Source organism: Pandoraea sp. NPDC090278 (assembly GCF_044772185.1).
Classification (GTDB): Bacteria; Pseudomonadota; Gammaproteobacteria; order Burkholderiales; family Burkholderiaceae; genus Pandoraea.
On sequence record NZ_JBIVYJ010000002.1, the window covers coordinates 578,839 to 602,375 of the forward strand.

Below are 23,537 nucleotides of genomic sequence, written 5' to 3' on the forward strand. Positions count from 1 at the left end.
TGTTTCGTTTAAGCCTCTTTTTTATCGAATTTGGACTAAGCCGAATCCCATGATTCGCTCATTGAGATCGACGAAAACTTCGACCGGAAACAAAAACGGCAGAGCGTAGGCTCTGCCGTTTTGCGGGTGACGCATCGATGCGCCGAAGGCGGTGTGAGGACGCTAGCTCTGCATGAGCCGCTTTTCGCGCGCCACGCTCATGAGAATGCCGACCCCGAGGCCGAGCGTCACCAGTGCGGTGCCCCCGTAGCTCATGAACGGCAATGGCACCCCGACCACCGGCAGAATGCCGCTCACCATGCCCATGTTCACGAACGCGTAGGTAAAGAAGATCATCGTGACCGCACCGGCGAGCAATCGCCCGAACAGCGTCGCGCCGCTCGCCGCGATCATCAGGCCGCGTGCGACCAGCAGCAGGTACAGCAGGATCAGCACGCCTTCGCCGATCAGACCGAACTCTTCTGCGAACACGGCGAAGATGAAGTCGGTGTGCTTCTCGGGAATGAATTCGAGGTGAGCCTGCGTGCCCTTGAGCCAGCCCTTGCCGGTCGTGCCGCCTGAGCCGATGGCGATGACCGACTGAATCGTGTGGAAGCCCTTGCCGAGCGGGTCGGACGTCGGGTCCAGCAGCGTGCACACGCGGTGCTTCTGGTAATCGTGCAGGATGTGCCATTCGACATCCGGCTGACAGATCTTGTCTTCCAGCGCGAGGATCGTGCCGATGCCGATGACACCGGCGATGAGCACCGGCAGAATCAGCTTCCACGACAATCCGGCCAGATAGATGACGTACAGACCCGCGGCGGCCACGAGCAGACCCGTGCCGAGGTCGGGCTGCTTCGCGATCAGTCCGACGGGCACGCCGAGCAGCGCGATCGCCGCCAGATAGTCGAACCAGCGAATGTTGCCTTCGCGCTTCTGGAAGTACCACGCCAGCATGAGCGGCATGGCGATCTTCATGATTTCGGACGGCTGAATCACCATGCCGACGTTCAGCCAGCGCTTCGCGCCCTTCTTCGTCAGACCGAACATCGCCACCGCAATGAGCAACGCCACCCCTGCGGTGTAGAGCGGTACGGCGAACTTCATGAGGGTCTGCGTGGGCAGCATCGCCAGCACCCACATCAGGATGAAGGTCAGCACGATGTTGCGGATCTGGTCTTCGACGCGGCCGGGTACGTCGATGCTGGCGCTGTAGAGCGTGACCAGTCCGACGCAGAGCAGCAGGAAGACGATCAGTGCGAGCGGCTTGTCGAAGGCGGCGAACAGGCGCTTGACCTGTTCTTTCCACGTATGTTTGTCGAGCGCCATCATGGCGTTCCTCCTTGCCCGCGCTGTGCGCGGATCGCGGCACGGTGGCGGGCTTCGTCGGCGACGGTCGGGCTGACGGCCGGTTCACGCTTGGTCGGCTGATTCGGCTGATTCGGCTGCGTCGGCGGTGTCGGTTGCGGTGCCGCCGTGGCAGCCGAGGCCTTGCCGCCTGCGGCACGCGGTGCGGCGTTGGCGGCAGTGGCACCCGATGCGCCCGGTGCCACCCGCGACACGGTCGTCGTGGCAGCAGTTGCGGTGCGGTCGAGTTCGGCGGCGCTGGCGGGCGGTGCGTCCGGTGCGGCGGAAACCGCCGACGCGGCGCCCGCGCCAGAAGCGGCAGCTTGCAGCGCAGCGGCTTCGGCCGCGCGCTCCTTCGGTTCGTCGATCAGGTAGTAGTCGAGCAGACGCCGCGCCACCGGGCCAGCCTGCGCGCCGCCCCAACCGGCGTTCTCGACGATCAGCGCAATGGCGATCTTCGGATCTTCTGCCGGGGCGAAGGCGATGAACAGGGCGTGGTCGCGCTTGAACTCGGGAATCGCGTTGTGGTTGTACTTCTCGTTCTTGCCGAGCGAGTACACCTGCGCCGTACCCGTCTTGCCGCCCGCATCGTACGGTGCACCCGCGAACGCCTGACGTCCCGTCCCTTCCTTGATCACGCCGACCATCGCCCGTTTGACGAAGTCGATGTCGGCCTGCTTGTACGGCAGACGCGCGCTTTCATGCGGCACGGTCAGCTGACGCGCATGCGAGACGGGATCTTCGACGGCCTTCACAAGGTGAGGCTTCATCACCACGCCGTTGTTCGCCAGCGTGGCGGTGGCGTGCGCGAGTTGCAGGATCGTGAACGAGTTGTAGCCCTGTCCGATGCCCAGACTGATCGTCTCACCGTCGTACCACTTCTGCTGCGCCGGTTTCTTGTACGCCTTGCGCTTCCATTCGGTCGACGGCAGGATGCCGCGCGCTTCGCCTTCGATGTCGATACCCGTCAACTGACCGAAGCCGAGCGGTGCCATGAAGTCGTGAATCGCGTTCACGCCCAGATCGTGCGCGAGCATGTAGTAATACGTGTCGTTCGAGACCACGATCGAGCGGTACATGTCGATCCAGCCCTGACCGTTGCGCACGTCGTTGCGGAATGTGTGGTTGCCCAGCGTGAACGAGCCGGTGTCCTGGAAACCCCAGCTCGTCGTGCGCTTGCCGAGTTCGAGCGCGGCGAGCGCCATGAACGGCTTGTACGTCGAGCCGATCGGATAGGTGCCGCGCAACGGACGGTTGAGCAGCGGCCGGTCGGCGGAGTTGTTCAGGGCGTCCCAGTTTTGCTGGTCGATGCCTTCGACGAACATGTTCGGGTCGAAGCTCGGCGCGGACACGAAGGCGAGCACGTCGCCGGTCTTCGGTTCGATGGCGACCACCGCACCGCGACGTCCGGCGAAGGCCTGTTCGGCGACCTGCTGGAGTTTGATGTCGATGGACAGCACGAGGTTGTCACCCGGCGTGGCCGGGGTGCGCGAGATCGTACGCACCGGACGGCCCCCGGCGGTCACTTCGATTTCCTCGAAACCGGTGATGCCGTGGAGCTGCGTCTCGTAGCTTTGCTCGACGCCGATCTTGCCGATGTAATCGGTGCCCTTGTAGTTGTTGACGTCGCGGCGGATGTCGTACTTCGCGCTGTCGCTGTCGTTCTCTTCGCTCATCGCGTCGATACGCTGACGATCGCGCTGCGAAATCCGGCCGATGTAGCCGATCACGTGCGCGGCCGTCTCGCCGAGCGGGTACTGACGGAACAGACGCGCGTGCACGTCCACGCCGGGGAAACGGAAACGCTGGGCGGTGAAGCGGGCGACTTCCTCGTCGGTCAGCCGCGTGCGAATCGGCAGGCTCTCGAAGCTCTTGCTGTCGTCCATCAGCTTCTTGAAGCGGGCGCGGTCGCGCGGCGTGATCTCGATCACGTCAGACAGATCGGTGACGAGGTCTTCGAGCGGACGGCCGATTTTCGACGGCGTGATTTCCAGCGTGTAGGCGGAATAGTTGCGCGCCAGTACCACGCCGTTACGATCCATGATCACGCCACGGTTGGGCACGATGGGCGCGAGCGAGACGCGGTTTTCGTCGGCTTGCAGGGCGTACTGGTTGTGACGGAAGACTTGCAGATAGACGAAACGCACCGCGAGCAGGCTGAAGCAAATCAGCACGAAAAACGCGGCCGCCGTTACCCGCAGGTGAAACGTCTGCAGTTGTTGCTGGGGATTCTTGAACTCGGTCATGCTGGCTGGGCGGGGCTCGTAGGTGCGATCTGAGGGCGGGGAAGCCCGTCAGATCGGACGCGTATCGTCGCGGTCGACGGCGCGTTTCTGCGGCGCCAGCAGCAAGATACTGATCACCGGCCAGAGCACAGCTTCCACGAAGCTGGCCGCGAGCGGCCACCAGCCCGGAAATGCTGCGCCGGTCGCCAGACGAATGATGAACGGCACCACGTGCGCGAGCAGCAGCAACGGCAGCACCGTGAGCGCCTGACCGAGCAGCGTGAAGAACAGAACGCGGCGGTGAATCATGATCGCACCGTACGACAGCAGCGTGTAAGCGAGCGCATGCTCACCCAGCAGCCCGGCGTTGTGCACGTCCATAAGCAACCCGACGAGAAACGCCACGCCCATGCCGACCTTGCGCGGCTGGTGGATGTTCCAGAACATCAGCACCAGCGCGACGAAGTCGGGCATGGCGGGGGCGTGCCCCCACGGCATCAGGTTGACCAGAAACGCCACCACGAGACTGAGCGCGATGAAGTACGGATTGACCGGCAGCAGGATGTATTGCGGTCGTGGCATGTGAATTCCTCAATGACCCTTGCGGGCGCCCGGCGCGAGCTTCGGATCGGCGCGCGTGCCGCCCTTCGGCGCGGGTTTCGCGCCACTGGCCGACGGATCGGAGGCGCGTGCGAGATCGGCCGCGGCGTCCGGATGCAGCGCCAGCGGCGTGGTGTATTGCAGGACCAGCACCTGACGCTGGCTGCGCAGATTGGCCACCGGCTGACACAGAATGCGCGCGAACGCAGTGTCCGACACTCGGTCGACCTTGGTGATGCGTGCGACCGGCAGACCGGCGGGGTACACGCCGTCCAGACCGCTGGTGGCGATTTCGTCGCCGACCTTCACGTCGGCCGACAGCGGAATGAAGCGCAGATCGAGCACGTCGCCGCGCAGGCCGCCGTAGATCACGCTGTGCACGCCGCTGCGCGTGACCTGGACCGGCACGGCCTGTTCCTTGTCGGTCAGCAGTGTGACCTCGCTTTGCATCAGGAACACGCGCGAGACCTGACCGAGCAGGCCTTGTTCGGTGACGACCGGCGCGCCGAGCTTGACGCCGTGCTTCGTGCCGCGATCGATGACCACGCGTTGCGTGAACGGATCGCGCGTGTCGTATTCGATTTCTGCCGGAATGCTCGGGACGGGCAAACGTTCGCGCAGGGCCAGCATCTGGCGCAGATGTTCGTTCTCGGCCACCAACTGGTTATTGCGCTGGGCCTGGACGGAGAGTTCGAGATTACGCGCGCGCAGCGTGCCGTTTTCGGTGGTGAGCTGCGATTCGGTCGAGAAGAAACCCGCTACGCCGAGAATGGCGTCGCGTGGCAACAGCATCATGCGTTGCACGGGATAGAGGGCGGTGCCGACGACGCTGCGCACCCGCTCCAGCGTGTTGTAGTGCGAGTCGACCACGAGCAGGCCGATGGCGAGCGCGACGAAACAGATCAGCCGGGCCAACGCCGACGGTCCCTGTTTGAACAGTGGCGGCGGACTGTACTGCATGGTGGGCCCTTCAGGGAAGCACGCGCAGCGAGACGCTGCGGTGCGCGAGTGGTGTCAGTCGGGCGCGACGAAGTGACGTGACAAGCGGCGTGACGCCTGACTCCGTGCGCGAGATCTTGCTGCGCGGCCTGTCGTACCGGGCGAGGTGTGTTGGGAAATGCCCCACCGCGCCGGACGACGAACCACGCACGTTGGCTTACTCGTAGGAGAAGATGCTGCCGAGCTTGTCCATGCGCTCAAGCGCCATGCCCGAGCCACGCACCACGCAGGTGAGCGGGTCTTCGGCGACGAGCACAGGCAGGCCGGTTTCTTCGGCGAGCAGACGGTCCAGGTCGCGCAGCAGCGCACCGCCGCCCGTGAGCATCATGCCGCGCTCGGCGATGTCGGCGCCCAGTTCCGGCGGCGTCTGTTCCAGTGCGATCTTCACCGACGACACGATCTGGTTGAGCGGATCGGTCAGGGCTTCGAGGATTTCGTTGCTGGAGATGGTGAAGGCGCGCGGAATCCCTTCCGAGAGGTTGCGGCCCTTGACTTCCATTTCCTTGACTTCCGAACCCGGGAAGGCCGAGCCGATTTCCTTCTTGATCGCTTCGGCGGTCTGTTCGCCGATCAGCATGCCGTAGTTGCGGCGGATGTAGTTGACGATAGCTTCGTCGAACTTGTCGCCACCGACACGCACCGAACCCTTATAGACGATGCCGCCCAGCGAGATCACGCCCACTTCGGTCGTGCCGCCGCCGATGTCGACGACCATCGAGCCCGTGGCTTCCGAGACCGGCAGACCGGCACCGATGGCAGCGGCCATCGGCTCTTCGATCAGGTACACCTGCGAGGCGCCGGCGCCATGCGCTGCTTCCTTAATGGCGCGACGCTCGACCTGGGTCGAACCGCACGGCACGCAAATGATGATGCGCGGCGACGGCGAGAACAGACGCGACTCGTGAGCCATCTTGATGAACTGCTTGATCATCTGCTCGGTCACGGTGAAGTCGGCGATCACGCCGTCCTTCATCGGACGAATGGCTTCGATGTTGCCCGGGACCTTGCCGAGCATCTGTTTGGCTTCTTTACCGACGGCCTGAATCGTCTTCTTACCGCTGGGGCCACCTTCCTGACGAATGGCGACAACCGAAGGTTCGTCGAGGACGACGCCCTTGCCGCGCATATAGATCAGGGTGTTGGCCGTGCCCAGGTCAATGGCCAGGTCGTTGGAGAAATAGCTGCGAAGAAAACCGAACATGCAAAATCCTGTGTTTGCGTGAGGCCGCCCAATGCGTTTGACTGGGACGGCTGCCTGTCGTCTGGGTTCCGGCCTGTTCGCAAAAAAATCGCCAGGCGCCACGCGGCGGCTCGCGAAACGTGCGGACAAACCGAGGAATGCGGTACCGGGCAGGAGGCGGGGCTGCCGTTAAAAAATCCGTCGCGTCAGGGTCTTCCACTGGACTGCGCGATCGTCTGTCGCGCCCCTCGGACTGGCCGTGGCCCACCTGCGCGACAGCGGCGGAGGGTGCAAAAACACGCTCCGACGCAAATTTAATGCGCAATGATACCTTATAATTTCGCAGGTTTTGCAGGAAAAACGAGCACGTTGACGCCACATTCGACCCCCGGGGCAAACTCGCCGGGAGCCTCACGGTGCGGCGTGTCCGACGTCCTGCGCAGTGCAGTGCACGGAGTAAAACGGCAGACGGGTGCGACCTCGTCCGCAGATTCTCCGCATTCTGTCCCTAATTTTGGCGGCAGGCGTGCATTCGGCTGCTCTCCAATGCGCATTTTTTCGGGATTTCTTCATGGCTTTGAATCTCTCAGACGTCAAACGCATCGCTCACCTCGCGCGTCTCGAGCTGGCCGATGACGAGGCGGCTCACATGGAAAAGGAGCTCAACGGCTTCTTCGCGCTCGTCGAACAGATGCAGTCGGTCGATACGACGGGCGTCGCACCGCTCGCGCATCCCATCGAACAAATTCAGGAAGTCGCTCAGCGTCTGCGCACCGATGCGGTGACGGAGCTGGTCGATCGCGAGGCGAATCAGCGTCCGGCACCCGCCGTGCAGGACGGCCTCTATCTGGTGCCGAAGGTCATCGAGTGAGTCCGGCGCGAGACGTGAACGCTGTCCGAGGGGACATACACCGCTCGCGCGTCTCATGCGTCTCATGCACCAGGGGCCTCATGCCTTCCGCTTTCAAGCGCTACCCAGTCAAGCCGCCATCATGGAACAAGATCTGATTCATTTGCAGGATTTGCGCGCCGCGCTCGACGCCAAGCGCGTCTCGAGCGTCGAGCTGACGCAGCACTATCTGGACCGCATCGCCGGTGCCGCCGATCTGAACGCCTTCGTGCACGTCAACGCCGAAGCCAGCCTCGCGCAGGCGCGCGCGGCCGACGCCCGCATTGCGGCCGGTGACGGCGCGAACCAGCCGCTGCTGGGCATTCCCGTCGCGCACAAGGACGTGTTCGTCACGCGCGGCTGGCACAGCACCGCCGGCTCACGTATGCTCAAGGACTACGAGAGCCCGTACGACGCGGCCGTCGTCGAGCGTCTCTCGAACGCGGGCATGGTTACGCTCGGCAAGACCAATATGGACGAGTTCGCCATGGGCTCGTCGAACGAAAACTCCTACTACGGTCCGGTCAAGAACCCGTGGGACAAGCTCGCTGTGCCGGGCGGTTCGTCGGGTGGCTCGGCAGCGGCTGTCGCTGCGCGCCTCGCACCGGTTGCTACCGGCACCGACACCGGCGGTTCGATCCGTCAACCGGCCGCGTTCTGCGGCGTGACCGGCATCAAGCCGACGTACGGCCGCGTGTCGCGCTACGGCATGATCGCGTTCGCGTCGTCGCTCGATCAGGGCGGCCCGTTCGGTCACAGCGCGGCCGATTGCGCGTGGTTGCTCAACGGCATGGCGGGTTTCGACGCCCGTGATTCGACCAGTCTCGAACGTGCGGACGAAGACTTCGCACGCGGTCTGGGCAAGCCGCTCGACGGCGCAACGGCCGACAAGCCGCTGGCCGGTCTGCGCATCGGTCTGCCCGCCGAGTACTTCGGTGACGGTCTGGACGCCGACGTGCGCGAGTCCATCGACAACGCGCTCGCCGAGTTCGAGAAGCTGGGCGCCGTGCGCGTGCCGGTGTCGCTGCCGAAGACGGAACTCTCGATCCCCGTGTACTACGTACTCGCCCCGGCAGAAGCGTCGTCGAACCTGTCGCGTTTCGACGGCGTGCGCTTCGGCCACCGCGCGGCCGAGTACCGCGATCTGCTCGACATGTACAAGAAGTCGCGTGCCGAAGGCTTCGGCACCGAGGTCAAGCGCCGCATTCTGGTGGGCACGTACGTGCTCTCGCACGGTTACTACGACGCCTACTATCTGCAAGCGCAGAAGATCCGCCGTCTGATCGCGCAGGACTTCCAGAACGCGTTCGCGCAGTGCGACGTGATCATGGGCCCGGTCGCGCCGTCCGTGGCGTGGAACCTCGGCGAGAAGAGCGCCGATCCGGTGCAGATGTATCTGGCCGACATCTACACGCTGTCGGTGAGTCTGGCCGGTCTGCCGGGCATGAGCCTGCCGGTCGGCCCGGGACGCAACGCGCGTCCGGTCGGCCTGCAAATGATCGGCAACTATTTCGACGAAGCCCGCCTGCTGCAAGTGGCCGACGCGTTCCAGCGCGCGACCGACTGGCACAAGCGCGCGCCGGCGGGCGTCTGATCATGAGCCGCCAGCGCATGCAACGCGACATGACGGTACCTGCTCCGACCGGCGCACGCACGGCGTCGCTGGTCTCCCGGGGGGTGATGCTGGCCGGTATGGTGCTCACGCTCGCGTCGTGCTCACTGCCGTTCTCGCGCCCGACGCCCATCGCCTATCGCGAAGTCAACCTCTCGGGTTACTGCTCGCAGACCGACGAAGACGGATTTCGCGAACAGGCGACGCTCAAGGTGCAGGGCAACGCGGTGCAGGCGCTGGACTGGCGTCTGTGGGTGGGCAGCCGTGGCAGTTGCCACTTCAATCTGGCGAACTTTCACCAGACGCAGTGGAAGCCGAGCATCGAGCTGCGCGCGAACAGCGGCAGTTGCAAGCTGCTCATCTGGCAGGATCCGGGCAACGTGACGATCGGTCATGCGAACTGCGAGGCGTATTGCACAGGCGACGTCTACGACAACGCATGGCCGGTGAGCTTCGATCCGCAGTCGGGCACGTGCGCACGCGACACGCGCAGATAAGCCTGAGCTGACGCTGGCAGGCATCGACGAACAGGAACAGGCCGCACCGTCACCTCAGGGAGATCTGAGAGACGGACGGCAGTAAAGGCAGGGCGACATGCGCCGTGCCGACAAGTTGAGACAAGGGTGAACCTTATGCAATGGGAAGTCGTTATTGGTCTGGAGACGCACACGCAGCTCTTCACCGCTTCCAAGATTTTCTCGGGCGCATCGACGCAGTTCGGCGCGGCCCCCAACACGCAGGCATGCCCTGTGGATCTGGCGCTGCCGGGCGTGCTGCCGGTGCTCAATCGTGGCGCCGTCGAGCGTGCGATCGAGTTCGGTCTGGCCATCGGAGCGACGATTGCGCCGCGCAGCATCTTCGCGCGCAAAAATTACTTCTACCCCGATCTGCCCAAGGGCTATCAGATCAGCCAGTACGAAATTCCGGTGGTGCAGGGCGGATCGATGAAGATTCAGGTCGAAGCCGACCCGCGCACCGGCCGTGAAGCGTACGAGAAGGTCGTCACGCTCACGCGCGCTCACCTTGAGGAAGATGCGGGCAAGTCGCTGCACGAAGACTTCGCAGGCATGACCGGCATCGACCTGAACCGTGCTGGCACGCCGCTGCTTGAAATCGTGACGGAGCCGGAAATGCGCAGCGCAGCCGAAGCCGTGGCGTATGCCAAGGCGCTGCACGGTCTGGTGGTGTGGCTCGGGATCTGCGACGGCAATATGCAGGAAGGCTCGTTCCGTTGCGACGCCAACGTGTCCGTGCGCCCGGTCGGTCAGAAGGAATTCGGCACGCGCGCCGAAATCAAGAACCTGAACTCGTTCCGCTTCCTTGAAGAGGCGATTCAGTACGAAGTGCGTCGTCAGATCGAACTGATTGAAGACGGTGGCACGGTGGTGCAGGAAACGCGCCTGTACGATCCGGACAAGAAGGAAACGCGTTCGATGCGCAGCAAGGAGGACGCGCACGACTACCGTTACTTCCCGGACCCGGACCTCATGCCGCTCGTGATCGACAGCGAATGGGTCGAGCGTGTGCGTGCATCGTTGCCGGAACTGCCTGCTGGCATGCAGGCGCGCTTCGTCGAAGCGTACGGTCTGTCGGACTACGACGCCGCTGTGCTCACGCAATCGAAGGCGCAGGCCGCGTACTTCGAAGCGGTGGTGGCCAAGGCGGGCAAGGCGAGCGCCAAGCCTGCCGCCAACTGGATCATGGGCGAACTGTCGTCGCTGCTGAATCGCGAAGACATCGGCATCGACGCCAGCCCGGTGTCCAGTGCACAACTCGCCGGTCTGCTCGCTCGTATCGCCGACAACACGATCTCCAACAAGATCGCCAAGGAAGTCTTCCAACTGATGTGGGAAGAGCGCGCCACCGACGACGGGGCCGCCGACCGCATCATCGAAGCGAAGGGCCTCAAGCAGATCACCGACACGGGCGCGATTGAGAAGATCATCGACGAAGTGCTGGCGGCCAATGCCAAGTCCGTCGAGGAATTCCGCGCGGGCAAGGAGAAGGCGTTCAACGCGCTTGTCGGTCAGGCGATGAAGGCCACGAAGGGCAAGGCCAACCCGGCGCAGGTCAACGAGCTGCTCAAGAAGAAGCTCGGCGCTTAAGGCGCATGGCCTGAAGGGAAGGCAGGGCGCGGTAGCCGGATCGGCACCGCGCCCTTTTTTTGTGCCCCCCGCAATTTGCGCCATACTGCCAACTAACTTTTCACGCAGGAGTTGGCGATGTTCGAGAAATACCGCGTACCGTTCGGCAAGAAGCTGGACCTCTCAAGCTTCGACCCTGCCGACAAACCGTTCTCTGGCGACAACAAAGACGACGACAAGACGCGTCTGGCCGAGCTGGCGCTCAAACTCGACGAATTGCAGACGATCCTGCACGCCAACAGCAAGCATCGTGTCCTGCTGGTGCTTCAGGGCATGGACACCAGCGGCAAGGACGGCACCATTCGCGCGGTGTTCCAGAACGTCGACCCGTTGGGCATCCGCGTGGCCAACTTCAAGTCGCCTACGCCCATCGAACTGGCGCGCGACTTCCTCTGGCGCGTTCACATGGTCGTACCGGCGGCCGGTGAGCTGGCAATCTTCAACCGCAGCCATTACGAAGACGTGCTCATCACGCGCGTGCACGACTGGATCGATGCGGACGAGTGCAAGCGCCGCTACACGCACATCAACAACTTCGAGCAACTGCTCGTCGACAACAACACGCACATCATCAAGTGCTTCCTGCATATCTCGTCGGACGAGCAGCGCAAGCGGCTCCAGGAACGCATCGACGATCCGAACAAGCACTGGAAATTCGAGCTGGGCGACCTCAAGGAACGCAGCTTCTGGCCGCAATACACAAAGGCCTACGAGGCGGCTTTATCGGCGACCTCGACGGAACACGCACCGTGGTATATCGTCCCTTCCGACTCAAAACGCCACCGTAATCTGATGGTGGCAGAGTTGCTGGTGCACGCGCTGAGCGAGCTGAAGCTGACGTATCCGCCGGGCAGGCCCGAGTTGACGGGCATGAAGGTGGAGTAGCGAGGAAATGTGGCAGTGCAGCACCGCAGCGAACATAACGACGGGCAAGCAGTGAACGGCCGCGACAAGTCACGGCCGTTTTATCAGTAGAAACAGGCGCGACCGGAAGGGCGGGGGCTCGACCGGCGTCGGCGTCGCATGGGGAAACGGGGAAGAAGATGAGTGACGAGAACGCCCACCGGCCGTTGCCGGGGGACGCGGCTGCCCACAGGCATGGCGGTCAGCCGGGGAACGGCGCGAAGGGAACAAAGAACTCAAAGGGTTCGCGCCGCTGGGTCGTAGGTCTGGTCGCAGTGGCGATCATCGCTGGCGGGGCCACGTGGCTGCGCTCGCGCGGTGCCGAGAAGACCGTGAAGGCGGCGGCCGCACCGTCTGTCACGGCCGCGACGGTCGAAACGCGCGATGTCCCCGTCCGGCTCATCGCCAACGGTACGGTCACGGCGCGTCAGACCATCGACGTCCGCCCGCAAATCTCCAGCACCATCCGTCAGGTACACATCAAGGAAGGCGATTTCGTCAAAGCCGGGCAGTTGTTGTTCTCGCTCGACGCCCGCATGGACGAAGCGAACCTCAAGAAGGTGCAGGCGCAGTTGGCGAAGGACGAAGCCGATCTCGCCAACGCACGTCGCACGCTCGCGCGCACCAAACAACTGATCGCCGAACACTTCGTCTCGCAAAGCGCGCTCGACACGGCGCAAAGCGGCGTGGACAGCCTCACCGCGCAGGTGGCGGCCGACCGTGCGGCGATTGCCGCGAGTCAGGTGGCGGTGGATTACAACCAGATCCGTGCGGGCATCGACGGACGCACCGGCGCGATCAACGTGCATCCGGGCAGTCTGGTGACGCCGGGTGGCGCGGCGCTCGTGAGCATCACCCAGCTCGATCCGATCGACATCAGCTTCACGTTGCCCGAAGGGGCGTTGGCCGAGTTGCAGGCTGCGCGCGCGGGCGGCCCGGTCGCCGTGACGGCCACGCTCGGGACCACCGGCGTGAACGTCACCGGTCAGCTCAGCTTCATCGACAACGCGGTGGATTCGCAGACGGGCACGATTCGCCTGAAGGCCGCCTACGACAACCGGGACGCGAAGCTTTGGCCCGGCATGTATCTGAACGTCGCTGTGATCGGCCGCGTGCTCAAGCAGGCAAGCGTCGTGCCGCCGCAGGCGGTGCAGACCGGGCCGGACGGCAAGTTCGTCTATGTGATCGGCGGCGACGGCAAGGTCAGCGCCAAGCCGGTCAAGGTCGGCTACGTGGAAGCGAAGCTCGCGGTCGTCGAGGGCGTGCCCGCCGGGGCGAAGGTCGTGCAGGAGGGCGCGGAGAACCTGCGTCCGGGTAACAAGGTGACGATCGTGGCGTCGCGTGAAGGCGGCGCCGGTGTCGGTGCCGGTGGTGGCTCAGGGAAAGCGCCATGAACCTCTCAGAACTCTGTATCCGCCGGCCGGTCATGACGATCCTGCTGTGCGTGGCAGCAGTCGTCGCGGGTCTGATCGCGTACGGACAGATTCCGATTTCCGCCCTGCCCAGCTACAACTCGCCGGTGATTCAGGTCACGGCCACGCTGCCGGGCGCAAGTCCGGAGACGATGGCCGCGTCGGTCGCCGCCCCGATGGAAAAGCAGTTCTCGACGATTGCGGGTGTAGCGGTTATCAGTTCGACCAATACACAGGGCACCACGTCGATCATCATCGAATTCGACAGCGACCGCGATATCGACGCGGCGGCCGTCGACGTACAGGCGGCGCTGTTCCGCGCGCAGCGCAAGCTGCCGGTGGAGATGACGACGCCGCCGTCGTATCGCAAGGTCAATCCGGCCGACGCGCCGATTCTGTTCCTCGCGATGAACTCGCCGTCGATGTCGCTCGCCGAGCTGGACGATTACGCGGAAAACCTCGTCTCCCCCACGCTCTCCACGCTGCCCGGCGTGGCACAGGTGCTGATCTTCGGTCAGAAGCGCTTCGCCGTGCGCGTGAAGGCACGCCCCGACGCGCTCGCCGCACGCAAGCTCACGCTCGACGACGTGGCACGCGCACTGGCTTCGGCCAACGCGAACAGCCCGGTGGGTACGCTCGACGGCAGCCGTCAGATGCTGACCATCGAGGCCAACCGTCAGATGACGAAGGCCGACCAGTTCGCGAACCTCATCATCGCCAGCGTCAACGGCAGCCCCGTGTATCTGCGCGATGTCGCGGATGTGCAGGACAGCGTCGAATCGGTGAAGACGGGGAGCTGGGTCAACGGCGAGCGCTCCATCGTGCTCGCGGTGCTGCGTCAGCCCAATGCGAACACGGTCGCGACAGTCGATCAGGTGAAAGCGGCGCTGCCGCGACTCGCGGAGCAGATGCCGCAGTCGATTCAGGTCAAGCTGCTCAACGACCGCTCGGTGTCGATTCGCGAGTCCATCGACGACGTGCAGTTCACGCTCGCGCTCACGGTGATTCTCGTGACGCTGGTGATCTTCCTGTTCCTGCGCCGTCTGGCTGCCACACTCATTCCGGTGATGTCGCTGCCGGTGTCGCTGATCGGCACCGTCGCGCTCATGAAGGGCATGGGGTACTCAATCGACAACATCTCGCTGCTGGGTATCACGCTCGCCGTGGGTCTGGTGGTCGACGACGCCATCGTGATGCTGGAGAACATCGTGCGTCACATCGAGAATGGTGTGCCGCCGTTGCGCGCCGCGCTCGTCGGTTCGCGCGAGATGGGCTTCACGATTCTCTCGATCTCGATTTCGCTGGTGGCGGTGTTCATCCCCATCTTCTTCATGCCGGGCGTGATCGGGCTGATGTTCCATGAGTTTGCGGTGGTCGTGTCGCTGGCGATTCTGGTGTCGGCGGCTGTGTCGCTCACGCTGATTCCGATGTTGTGCAGCCGCTATCTCAAGCACGAGCAGGACGAAGGCCTCGGCCTGCGTGCCACGCAGTGGTTCGAGGACGGCTTCGTGTGGGTGCAGGATGCCTACGTACGCAGCGTCGATTGGTGTCTCGCGCACCGCAAGTGGGTGATCGGCGCAGCGGGGGCCACATTCATTGCGACGGGTGTGCTGTTCGCCACGATCCCGAAGGGCTTCTTCCCGAGCGAAGACATCGGGCAGGTGCAGGTGACGGCCGAAGGCGCGCAGGACATTTCGTTCACAGCGATGTCGGCGTTGCTGCGTCAGGCGGCTGACATCGTTCGTGCGAATCCGGCGGTGGAGACTGTGATCGTGTCGGCCAACGACAGCAATCAGGGCCGCATGTTCATCAACCTGAAGCCGCATGGCGAGCGACCGCACATGAGCGAAGTGCTCGAGGAGCTGCGGCGTGACGTCAAACAGGTGCCGGGCCTGAACGTCTACTTCAATCCGGTGCAGAACCTGCAACTGGGCGGCAAGCAGAGCAAGAGTCGCTATCAGTACGTGATGCAGAGCGTGAAGCCGGGCGAGATGCAGTTGTGGTCCGACCGGCTGATGAACCTGATGCGTGCCGATGCGATCTTCCGCGACGTGACGACGGACGCGCAGATGAAAGGCTTGCAGGCGCAGCTCACCATCGACCGAGATAAAGCGAACACGCTGGGTGTCGCCATCGGAGATATCCGTAGCGCGCTTTACAGTGCGTTCGGTGAGCGTCAGGTGTCGACGATCTACACGCCGAGCGACAGCTATCAGGTGATTCTGCAAGCGGACGACAACGACCGCCGCGACGAGGGCGCGTTCGACAAGATCTATGTGCGCGGCAAGGGCGGTGCGCTGGTGCCGCTCTCGGCCGTGGCTACCGTCGAGCGCAAGATGGGACCGGTGTCGGTGAACCATCAGGGCCAGTTGCAGGCCGTCACGCTGTCGTTCAACCTCGCGCCGGGCGCAGCGCTGGGTGACGCGTCGAAGAAGATCGTGGGCTTCCAGCAGCAGTTGGGCTTCCCGCCGAGCATCATCACAAGCTGGGGCGGCGATGCGGCCGCGTTCCAGAAGTCGCAGTCGAGTCAGGTGGTGCTGCTGGTCGGCGCGTTGCTGGTGATCTACGTGTTGCTCGGCGTGCTGTACGAGAGCTACATCCATCCGATCACGATTCTGGCCGGTTTGCCGTCGGCGGCGGTCGGCGCGCTGATCACGCTGCGTCTGTTCGGCATGGATCTGTCGCTCATCGCGGTGATCGGCATTCTGATGCTGATCGGTATCGTGAAGAAGAACGCCATCATGATGATCGACTTCGCGCTCGACGCGCAGCGCAATGGCGGTATGACGCCGCTTGAGGCGATTCGTCAGGCCTGCGCGCTGCGTTTCCGTCCGATCATGATGACGACGCTGGCGGCGCTCATGGGCGCGTTGCCGATTGCGCTGGGGCTGGGGGCGGGGGCAGAGCTGCGCCAGCCGCTCGGTCTGGCCGTCGTCGGCGGGTTGCTGTTCTCGCAGGTGATCACGCTCTACATCACGCCGGTCATCTATCTGTATCTCGACCGCTTCGCCGGTAAGGGGCCGCTCGTGTTGCCCGGCGACAAGGCGGCGAACGACGGTGGCGGTAAGCACGATGGCAGCCACGATGCCACCGACGTCAATGTGCACAAGACCAGTCACGCCCACTAAGCGTTGACGAAACCGACGGCGCGTAGCGGCATCTTCTGCCCGCTGCGCGCCGCCGATCCCCCCCTGCGTCACCAAACCCCCTCCCGTTTGCCACGCAAGCCATGCAAATTGGCTTGTGAATCCGCTGATTCCTGACGTTTGCGCACACTTTTGTAGGCCCTCAGTGTGCGTTTAGTCACATTCCTATTTTTCATCTGATGTAGTCGACGGCGTCCTGCCGTCCGGTATCCACAGCCTGCCTTGTTTTTACGCCGATTTCGCGCCGATTTTCGCGATTGTCGAAGCGCGTCCGGAGGTATCGGAAATGGCGCACGAATGGGCGATTTCATGCTTGCGTCGAATGTCAATTTGCGAAAGCTGCGCGACGCACGCGACAACGCGACGACGCACATTCGGGCATAAATCGCCCCAGTCGTTGCGAGCAAGTCTCTCGGATCGTGACGTCGTTTCCTTAAATCTCTTCAATCCCTCAAACCTCGGACTCGAAAAATGAACGTATTCGCAGACGCGAACGCCATCGCGCAAATCAAGCACAAGCTGGTCAAGCGCCCGAACAAGCGCGGCCAGCGTGGGGTCACGCTGGTGGAACTCTCGGTGGCCGTCGCGGTGATGGGCCTGATCATGGCTGGCGCGATGGTCGGTGTGCCTCGCCTGATGAATAGCGTGAAGCTGTCGCAGGAGATGAAGGACTGGCAGATGTCGGTGCTTGCGGTGCAGAACGCGGTGTCCTCCGGGACGCTGATTGCCGGGCAGACCAAGCAGGCCGATATTCGTCCGACGGCGATTGCCGAGCCGTTCAACCGGCCCGCTGGCACCACCACAATCCTGAATCGCTTCGGCGGCGAAATCACGATCGACGCGGTCCCAACGGGCGGTTATCCGTCGAGCGGTGTGACGGTGAAATCGATCGGGTATCCCAGTTCCCAGTGCGAAGACTTCGCGGCCAAGATGAACGGTATGTTCGCCACGCTGAGCATCAATGGCAACGTCATCAAATCCAAGACCGAAAACAGGATCGATCAGATCAGCAAGTCGTGCACGCAGGACAGCAACAGCGCGACCATGACGCAAGCGGATATCGAATTCACCATCGCTGGCTGAGAAGTCATCTCGGGGATCTGACCAAAGACCAAAGGCGGACAGAACATGACTCTTCCAGGAATGCGTGTTGCGGTGCTCGCTTCGATGTTGGGCGCAGCGGTGCCATCGGCCCTGGCGGTGGAGGCGGCGTCCGACACGGACGTGACGTGGATGTTTGCCAGCCACAAGCCGCTGATGCAATCGCTTGGCGGCGGTCGCCACGACGACGTGGCGACCGTGGCCGAGACGTCCAGTCCACAGCCCCCCGCGCACGACGCTTTCGACGACGCGCAGCGCCAAGTGCAGACGGTGCGCGCTACGACATCGGCGGCAACGCCAGCCACTGTCCCGCCACCACCTCCGATCGCGATGGAGCTTGACCTGCAACCGTCGGACGGCCGCGTCTCTCAGGCCGTCCGACGGTATGCCGAGCGCAATGGCTGGCAACTCGCGTGGGAGATCGAGCGTGATTTCCCCATCGAGTATCCCGCCACGTTTCGCGGAGATTTCCTCGGCATCGTCGAGCAGATCGTGCGCTCGTTGCAGAACACCGACGCACCGATACGCGTCAAGGTCTACGAGGCCAACCGCGTGTTGCGCGTCGTGCACGCCACACAATAACTTCCGCCTTGCCCTGCGCACGGCGAACCACATCCGAAGCGGTGATCCATGAGAAAGCATCTCGGCGTGTTGTGCGCCATCACGTTACTGACAGCGTGCGGCACGCCGGGCATGCTGTCGAAAACCGACGAGAACGTTACACAGGTGCGCGAGACGATGCGCACCGCCAACGACACACACGCAGCATCGCCCATAGGCGCCATCGAGCATGTCGATGGCGCCTGGCTGTCAAGAAAATCAGTCGCGGTCAACGCGACGATCGCACTTCCCGAGTTCTTCACGCGTCAGGTGCGCTTCTCTACCGGCGCTCCCCTGCCCATGTCGGTGCTGCTCGCGCAAGTGGCGCGGGGGCACGGCCTGACGATTCGCATGGCGTCCGATGTCGCTTGCGATGGCGGTGCGTCGGTCGGCGGTGGCCGGGGCGGTCGCGGCGGGCCCGCAGGCGCGGCACAACGCTTCCAGATCAACTGCACCGAAAGCGGCGAGCCTGCCGTGCCGCTGCAATACCACGGCTCGCTGTCCGGGTTGCTCGACACCATCGCGCATCGCTCGGGTACGCACTGGTCCTATCGCGATGGCGTAGTGCAATTCGCGCGATACGTCACCCGGACCTTTCAGATCAAGATGATGCCGGGTAGCTCAACGTACACGGCGTCGGTTGGCAAGGCGTCCAAGATGAAGGCGGATCGCGGCGCGTCCGGCGGCGGCAGCGGGACGTCGGCGGGCGGCGTCGATCTGAGTTTCAACGCCGACGCGAACGTCACGGTCGAGTCCGAACTGGATTACTGGACGGATCTCGTCAAGACCGTCACCGACATGCTCTCGCCTAGCGGACGCGTCACGCCGTCGGTCGTCACGAGTTCGCTCGTCGTCACCGATACGGCCGATGTCGTCGAGCGCGTGGCGCGATACGTCGAATCGGAGAATGCGGTGCTTGGCCGTCAGGTGAAGCTGCGCGTACAGGTCTATTCCGTCACGCTCGACGAAAACTCGGCGGCGGGCATCGACTGGGATCTCGTCTATAGATCCGCCAGCGGCTTCGTGGCAGGCCTGAGTGGCCCGGCACTCGGAGGCGCGCTCATGACGCGCAAGGGCGGGCTGGGCATCCGCACGATCCCGAACGGGCGTCTGGCCGGATCCACTGCGTTCATCAAGGCGCTGAGCAAGCAGGGGCGCGTGAGCACGGTGATCGACACGACCGTCGTCACGCTGAACAACCAGCCTGCGCCGGTCGCCGTCACACAGAACCGGGGGTTCGTCGCGCAGACCAAGATGACGCCCGGCAACTACGGCGGACAAGCCGTCGTGACGGCCGAGCAATCGGTGCTCACCACGGGCTTCGTCATGAATTTGTTGCCGACGTTGATGGATAACCGGAGCGTGATGCTGCAAGTGCAGATCGATATGTCGGACCTGAAGAAGCTCGACAAGATCAATCTGCGTACGGGTAAGGAAGCGCCGAGCGGCAGCGATGCGGGCGCGTCCGGTGGCGGCAACAGCCCGAGCGTGCGCGCGGACATCGACGGCAAGGGGGCAAGCATCGATATCGGTGGCAAGGACGACGACCGTCGCCGCGACGACGACGGCCTCGGCGCGGGCACGTTCATGCAACTGCCGATCACGGCGTCCGTGCAGACCATGCAGCGCGCGTCGCTCAAGTCGGGCGATACGCTGGTGCTCAGCGGCTTCCGACGCAAGGACGACAACACCGAGCGCGATGGCATCTTCAACTACGAAGGTGGCACGAAAGAGGCGAATCAGCACGTGAACGAGGTCGTCATCATGATCTCGCCGGAACTGACCGAGGGCGTGTGAGATGGGGCGCGCACTGTCCAACCACCTCGTGATCGGCGCGCAATGGGAGACGCTGATCGGTCTCGAAAAGGAGATGGCCGAGATCCGCAGTCTCGCGCGCAGCCGCGACGCCTCGCACTTCACCGTCACCGATGACGGGGCAGGCACACGTACCGTCGGGCTGGTCTCGTTGCCTGATGCGACGGATACGAACGCCGCGACGGCAAGGTATGCGCTTGCGGCCGTGCTGCGCACGCTGGTCGACGGACCGAACGTTGCGTTCATGCACCCGGATCCCGACGACCCCGCAAAGGCGGTGTTCGTGACGTTGCGCGACCATCGTCCCGAACTGGATCTGGAGGTCCCGGCGTCGCAGTTGAAGCATCGTCTCGATCAGTGGACGGCCGAGGTCGACGGCCCGGTGAAAGTCGCCGGGGTGATGCGCACGGATCTGCCGCATGCCGACGTCATCCTCACGCTCGACGATATCGCCGCCGCTGCGGTTCGCGAGGCCACGCCGGAGACACGTATCAAACCGGTGCGTCAGGCGCTCCCGGTGCGACAACTGAAAATCGCCGCGGCGGTGGTGACGTTGCTCGCGGTCATCGCTGGCGCAGCGTACGGTGGGTGGCAATGGTACGAGAGCGTCCAGCGCGAAAAGCTCGCCGCCGCCAATCGCGTCGATCCTGTCGAGGCTTACAAACAGGCGCTGACGCGGGCACTTGCCAACGAGTCGTTCTCGACTGGCGCGTCCTACGCAAGGCATTTGCAGCGCGCAGTGCAGCAACTGCCCGCGAATGCCGGTGGATGGCGACCGGCGTCCATCGACTGCAAGGCGCGGAATTGCGAGATTGAATGGCGGCGCCTCGAAGGTGGCACTTTCGATCTGCTGCTGTCACAACGTCCGCATGCGCAGATTGTCGATCTCGATCATGCGAAGGAGCGCTTCGTGCTGCCCGAGGACGATGCTACCTCGGCAAGCACGGTCGCCGCATCGCTCGGTGCAGCCAAAGGCGAAGCGCGCACGCCGGCAGGCGCACCCGCCATCGAAGCGCTCGAAGACGATGGCGATGCCCGCGTCGCTCCCATCCCGCGCAATCAGTTTCTGCGCACAGCAGGGGCGCGGCTGCAAGCGCTCGGCGACTACGGCATGGATATCGCACTGACAATGCCCGAGCCGCTGGTGCAGGTGCCACCGGGTGCGGCCTCGCGCGACGACATGCCGCCACCCATCTCGAAAGGCGAATGGAAGATGGCCGGACATCTGGCGTTCTTCGACTCCGTCGCAGGCCTGATGATGCGCGCGGGCAACATGTCCCTCGGCGAGCTGAAGATCGTCATCGACGACGGCAAGCCCGTCTTCTCAGCACAAGGAACCTACTATGTTCACTAAGTTGCTCCGTGGCGCCGTATGGGCGACGGCGACGCTGCTGTCGGCGAATGCCCATGCCGAAGAGACGATCGACGCCTTCGCACGGGCGCATCTGAAGGCATCGCAAGCGGCGCAGGATGCCAAACAGGCGCAAGCCAAAGCTCAAGGGGGGGACGGGCAGACGCCCACGTCCGCCAAACCCGCGCAGACCGATGGGCCGCCCGAACTGCTGTTCATCTACGGTGTGGAGAACGCCTCCGTCGCGTATCTGCGTGTAGACGGCAAGTTCGGACGCAACGTGACCAAGGGCGACAAGGTCGGGCATTGGCAGGTCGTGCAGATCGGCGACGATTTCGTGGACATTCGACGCGGCGCGCGGCAACAACGGCTGCTCTTGCCCAACGCCTTCGGTGCAGTGTCGTCGTCTTCCGCGCAAATGAGTCAGCGCGTCCCGGGGAAAGCGCATGGCGACGATTACTGAACGGCTGCGCGCCACGCTGGCGCACCTAGGACGTCGCGGGCACACGCGCGCCGTCGTCCGTCCCATCGCCGATCTGCGCGAGTCCGACATTCAGGCGTTCGGCTGGCGACAGGACCTCGGCATCACGCTCGCAGGGGCGGAACATGGCGCGCTGGTGCTCGTGGCGATGAAGCCCCGTCTGTACCTCGTACTGCTCGAAAACAACACGTTTGTGCGCATGCAGGGTTCCGATCTGCTCGAACGCTTCGACCGTGCCGTGCGCGCCAAACATCGGCTGGACCTCGAAGGCATCTACGTCGGCACCACAGAAGAAATCCTGCTGATGCAGTCGCGCCTTCAACAGCAAGGCGACGACAGCGATCAGATCGGCGAGCGGCGGACCGGCGCGTATCGCAACTTCGATCTGATCATCGAGCGCGCGGTGGAAGCCGGGGCGTCGGATATTCACTTCGAGTTTCGCGAGGGACGTCATGTTCAGGTGCGCATGCGCATTCACGGCAAGCTCCGCATGTCGACGGAAAGCGATCGTCTCGCTCGCGACTATCACGCCATGCTCGACGCCGTCTCGGCCGCCTATAACTCGCGCGCCGATCCGAGCAGCCGCAGCCACAATCACTTCGACGACGCGCAGCACCAAAGCTGCTCGATTCCGTTGACGATCCGCCAGCGCAAGTACCAACTGCGTTTCCAGAGCGTGAAGGAGAATCGCGGTGTGGACGTGGTGCTGCGTCTACTGATCAACGAAGCCACGGACGGCGACGTCCTCACGCTGACCCAACTCGGCTATGCCGACGATCAGGTCGAGATTCTGGAAGACGCCGTGCACCGCAGCCCGGGCCTCACGATTATCGCGGGCGAAACCGGCTCCGGCAAATCGACGACGCTGCGTACGCTGATGACCTACGAGCGCGATTCGGGCAAGAAATTCTTCTCCATTGAAGATCCCGTCGAGTACATCCAGCCGCATATGACGCAGATCCCGATTCAGCGACGCGCGGAAGATGGCCCGGGAGAGTCGCCCTTCGGTGCGGCGGCCAAGGTCTTGCTGCGCGGCGACCCCGACAAATTGATGCCGGGCGAGATTCGCGATGCGGAGACCGGCTCGTTCGCCAAGTCGATGACGGAGACGGGTCACCAGGTGTTGTCGACGGTGCACGCGTCGAGCGCGTTCGGCATCGTGTCCCGGTTGGTCAGCGACGAAATAGGCATGCCGCTCTCGGCCGTCGCTTCGCCTAATTTCCTCACGGCTATCGTCTATCAGAAGCTCATCCCGGTCCTATGTGCGCACTGCAAGCGTGCCGCGCTGGACGCGCCGGACGTCATCGACGCCGCCACGCTCTCGGTGATCGGCGCACTCGGCATCGACACGTCGAAGGTTTGCGTCGAAGGACCGGGTTGCGAGCGCTGTTCCGGTCGCGGCACGAGTGGGCAGACGGTCGTGGCCGAAGTCTGCGAGCTGACCGACGAGTTGCTGGACTTGCTGCGCGAGGGGCACTACTGGGACGCCGAGCGTCACTGGCGCGTTTGCCACGATGGTGACCTGACCAGCCCGCACATGACTGGCAAGTCCGCGATGGAGCACGCCATGTACAAGATGTCGCAGGGACTGGTCGACCCGCACGATATCGAAGCCGCCTTCTGCAAACTCAAGAAATTCCATTTCCGTCAGTCGACGTCGTTGAGCGCCGCTTCGACGCGGCGTCTCGCCAGTGTGTGACGACGCACTGCACGCGTCGATGTCGGCGTAATTCCCCCTCCGATGTTCAGC

General features: G+C 63.7%; 18 protein-coding genes. 13 read left to right on the forward strand and 5 right to left on the reverse strand.

Annotation, left to right across the window (positions count from 1 at the left end):
• Positions 1–162: 162 nt before the first annotated feature.
• The 5 genes from rodA to ACIQWO_RS10945 all read right to left on the reverse strand — a co-directional run bounded on the left by rodA (position 163) and on the right by ACIQWO_RS10945 (position 6,354).
• Positions 163–1,311, reverse strand: a complete 1,149-nt coding sequence (gene rodA / locus ACIQWO_RS10925; RefSeq protein WP_039401937.1) for a rod shape-determining protein RodA — start codon at positions 1,309–1,311, stop codon at positions 163–165.
• Positions 1,311–3,575, reverse strand: a complete 2,265-nt coding sequence (gene mrdA / locus ACIQWO_RS10930) for a penicillin-binding protein 2 (protein WP_402823150.1) — start codon at positions 3,573–3,575, stop codon at positions 1,311–1,313. The genes rodA and mrdA overlap by 1 nt, the downstream gene beginning before the upstream one ends.
• Before the next feature lie 48 nt (positions 3,576–3,623).
• The gene (gene mreD, locus ACIQWO_RS10935; RefSeq protein ID WP_039394706.1) at positions 3,624–4,136 is read right to left on the reverse strand and encodes a rod shape-determining protein MreD; all 513 of its coding nucleotides are present in this window, start codon (positions 4,134–4,136) and stop codon (positions 3,624–3,626) included.
• 9 nt (positions 4,137–4,145) lie between these two features.
• Positions 4,146–5,114: a rod shape-determining protein MreC gene (gene mreC / locus ACIQWO_RS10940; RefSeq protein ID WP_150663897.1), complete on the reverse strand. Its 969-nt coding sequence runs from the start codon at positions 5,112–5,114 to the stop codon at positions 4,146–4,148.
• Positions 5,115–5,310: 196 nt separating this feature from the next.
• Positions 5,311–6,354 carry a rod shape-determining protein gene (locus tag ACIQWO_RS10945; RefSeq protein ID WP_010805637.1) on the reverse strand — a complete coding sequence of 348 codons (1,044 nt, stop codon included), beginning with the start codon at positions 6,352–6,354 and terminating at the stop codon, positions 5,311–5,313.
• A gap of 550 nt (positions 6,355–6,904) precedes the next feature.
• Here ACIQWO_RS10945 and gatC point away from each other — a divergent pair.
• From gatC to ACIQWO_RS11010, 13 genes are all read left to right on the forward strand, one after another.
• Positions 6,905–7,204, forward strand: a complete 300-nt coding sequence (gene gatC, locus ACIQWO_RS10950) for an Asp-tRNA(Asn)/Glu-tRNA(Gln) amidotransferase subunit GatC (protein ID WP_039394713.1) — start codon at positions 6,905–6,907, stop codon at positions 7,202–7,204.
• Positions 7,205–7,325: 121 nt separating this feature from the next.
• A complete protein-coding gene (gatA, locus tag ACIQWO_RS10955; protein WP_402823157.1) occupies positions 7,326–8,816 on the forward strand; it encodes an Asp-tRNA(Asn)/Glu-tRNA(Gln) amidotransferase subunit GatA in 1,491 nt (496 codons plus the stop codon).
• An 86-nt stretch (positions 8,817–8,902) separates the two neighbouring features.
• Positions 8,903–9,331 carry a hypothetical protein gene (locus tag ACIQWO_RS10960; RefSeq protein ID WP_224786757.1) on the forward strand — a complete coding sequence of 143 codons (429 nt, stop codon included), beginning with the start codon at positions 8,903–8,905 and terminating at the stop codon, positions 9,329–9,331.
• A 135-nt stretch (positions 9,332–9,466) separates the two neighbouring features.
• Complete coding sequence (gene gatB, locus ACIQWO_RS10965; protein ID WP_402823924.1) at positions 9,467–10,939, forward strand: Asp-tRNA(Asn)/Glu-tRNA(Gln) amidotransferase subunit GatB; 1,473 nt, start codon at positions 9,467–9,469, stop codon at positions 10,937–10,939.
• Between the two features lie 117 nt (positions 10,940–11,056).
• Positions 11,057–11,863 carry a polyphosphate kinase 2 family protein gene (locus tag ACIQWO_RS10970; RefSeq protein ID WP_402823160.1) on the forward strand — a complete coding sequence of 269 codons (807 nt, stop codon included), beginning with the start codon at positions 11,057–11,059 and terminating at the stop codon, positions 11,861–11,863.
• A 158-nt stretch (positions 11,864–12,021) separates the two neighbouring features.
• Positions 12,022–13,275 (forward strand): efflux RND transporter periplasmic adaptor subunit, encoded by a 1,254-nt coding sequence (locus ACIQWO_RS10975; RefSeq protein ID WP_402823163.1) that lies wholly within the window; start codon positions 12,022–12,024, stop codon positions 13,273–13,275.
• Positions 13,272–16,421, forward strand: coding sequence for an efflux RND transporter permease subunit (locus ACIQWO_RS10980; RefSeq protein ID WP_402823166.1), 3,150 nt, complete (start codon positions 13,272–13,274; stop codon positions 16,419–16,421). The genes ACIQWO_RS10975 and ACIQWO_RS10980 overlap by 4 nt, the downstream gene beginning before the upstream one ends.
• Positions 16,422–16,910: 489 nt before the next feature.
• Positions 16,911–17,522, forward strand: coding sequence for a Tfp pilus assembly protein FimT/FimU (locus ACIQWO_RS10985; RefSeq protein ID WP_402823169.1), 612 nt, complete (start codon positions 16,911–16,913; stop codon positions 17,520–17,522).
• A 45-nt stretch (positions 17,523–17,567) separates the two neighbouring features.
• Positions 17,568–18,122: a toxin co-regulated pilus biosynthesis Q family protein gene (locus ACIQWO_RS10990; protein ID WP_402823172.1), complete on the forward strand. Its 555-nt coding sequence runs from the start codon at positions 17,568–17,570 to the stop codon at positions 18,120–18,122.
• A 48-nt stretch (positions 18,123–18,170) separates the two neighbouring features.
• On the forward strand, positions 18,171–19,937 hold the full coding sequence (locus ACIQWO_RS10995; protein WP_402823175.1) for a secretin N-terminal domain-containing protein: 1,767 nt from the start codon (positions 18,171–18,173) through the stop codon (positions 19,935–19,937).
• Between the two features lies 1 nt (position 19,938).
• Entirely contained in the window at positions 19,939–21,309 is a 1,371-nt protein-coding gene (gene pilO2 / locus ACIQWO_RS11000) for a type 4b pilus protein PilO2 (RefSeq protein ID WP_402823177.1), read from the forward strand.
• On the forward strand, positions 21,299–21,769 hold the full coding sequence (locus tag ACIQWO_RS11005; RefSeq protein WP_402823180.1) for a hypothetical protein: 471 nt from the start codon (positions 21,299–21,301) through the stop codon (positions 21,767–21,769). The genes pilO2 and ACIQWO_RS11005 overlap by 11 nt, the downstream gene beginning before the upstream one ends.
• The gene (locus ACIQWO_RS11010; RefSeq protein WP_402823183.1) at positions 21,753–23,486 is read left to right on the forward strand and encodes a GspE/PulE family protein; all 1,734 of its coding nucleotides are present in this window, start codon (positions 21,753–21,755) and stop codon (positions 23,484–23,486) included. Before ACIQWO_RS11005 ends, ACIQWO_RS11010 begins: the two co-directional genes overlap by 17 nt.
• Positions 23,487–23,537: the final 51 nt, after the last annotated feature.

Bases quoted from the DNA above. Each gene is read 5' to 3' on its own strand.
- gatA (WP_402823157.1), top strand. From the start codon at position 7,326: ATGGAACAAGATCTGATTCATTTGCAGGATTTGCGCGCCGCGCTCGAC.
- ACIQWO_RS10945 (WP_010805637.1), bottom strand. From the start codon at position 6,354: ATGTTCGGTTTTCTTCGCAGCTATTTCTCCAACGACCTGGCCATTGAC.
- ACIQWO_RS11005 (WP_402823180.1), top strand. From the start codon at position 21,299: ATGTTCACTAAGTTGCTCCGTGGCGCCGTATGGGCGACGGCGACGCTG.
- mrdA (WP_402823150.1), bottom strand. From the start codon at position 3,575: ATGACCGAGTTCAAGAATCCCCAGCAACAACTGCAGACGTTTCACCTG.
- ACIQWO_RS10970 (WP_402823160.1), top strand. From the start codon at position 11,057: ATGTTCGAGAAATACCGCGTACCGTTCGGCAAGAAGCTGGACCTCTCA.
- gatC (WP_039394713.1), top strand. From the start codon at position 6,905: ATGGCTTTGAATCTCTCAGACGTCAAACGCATCGCTCACCTCGCGCGT.
- ACIQWO_RS10985 (WP_402823169.1), top strand. From the start codon at position 16,911: ATGAACGTATTCGCAGACGCGAACGCCATCGCGCAAATCAAGCACAAG.
- ACIQWO_RS10975 (WP_402823163.1), top strand. From the start codon at position 12,022: ATGAGTGACGAGAACGCCCACCGGCCGTTGCCGGGGGACGCGGCTGCC.
- ACIQWO_RS10995 (WP_402823175.1), top strand. From the start codon at position 18,171: ATGAGAAAGCATCTCGGCGTGTTGTGCGCCATCACGTTACTGACAGCG.
- ACIQWO_RS10990 (WP_402823172.1), top strand. From the start codon at position 17,568: ATGACTCTTCCAGGAATGCGTGTTGCGGTGCTCGCTTCGATGTTGGGC.
- ACIQWO_RS11010 (WP_402823183.1), top strand. From the start codon at position 21,753: ATGGCGACGATTACTGAACGGCTGCGCGCCACGCTGGCGCACCTAGGA.
- pilO2 (WP_402823177.1), top strand. From the start codon at position 19,939: ATGGGGCGCGCACTGTCCAACCACCTCGTGATCGGCGCGCAATGGGAG.
- mreD (WP_039394706.1), bottom strand. From the start codon at position 4,136: ATGCCACGACCGCAATACATCCTGCTGCCGGTCAATCCGTACTTCATC.
- mreC (WP_150663897.1), bottom strand. From the start codon at position 5,114: ATGCAGTACAGTCCGCCGCCACTGTTCAAACAGGGACCGTCGGCGTTG.
- gatB (WP_402823924.1), top strand. From the start codon at position 9,467: ATGCAATGGGAAGTCGTTATTGGTCTGGAGACGCACACGCAGCTCTTC.
- ACIQWO_RS10960 (WP_224786757.1), top strand. From the start codon at position 8,903: ATGCTGGCCGGTATGGTGCTCACGCTCGCGTCGTGCTCACTGCCGTTC.
- ACIQWO_RS10980 (WP_402823166.1), top strand. From the start codon at position 13,272: ATGAACCTCTCAGAACTCTGTATCCGCCGGCCGGTCATGACGATCCTG.
- rodA (WP_039401937.1), bottom strand. From the start codon at position 1,311: ATGGCGCTCGACAAACATACGTGGAAAGAACAGGTCAAGCGCCTGTTC.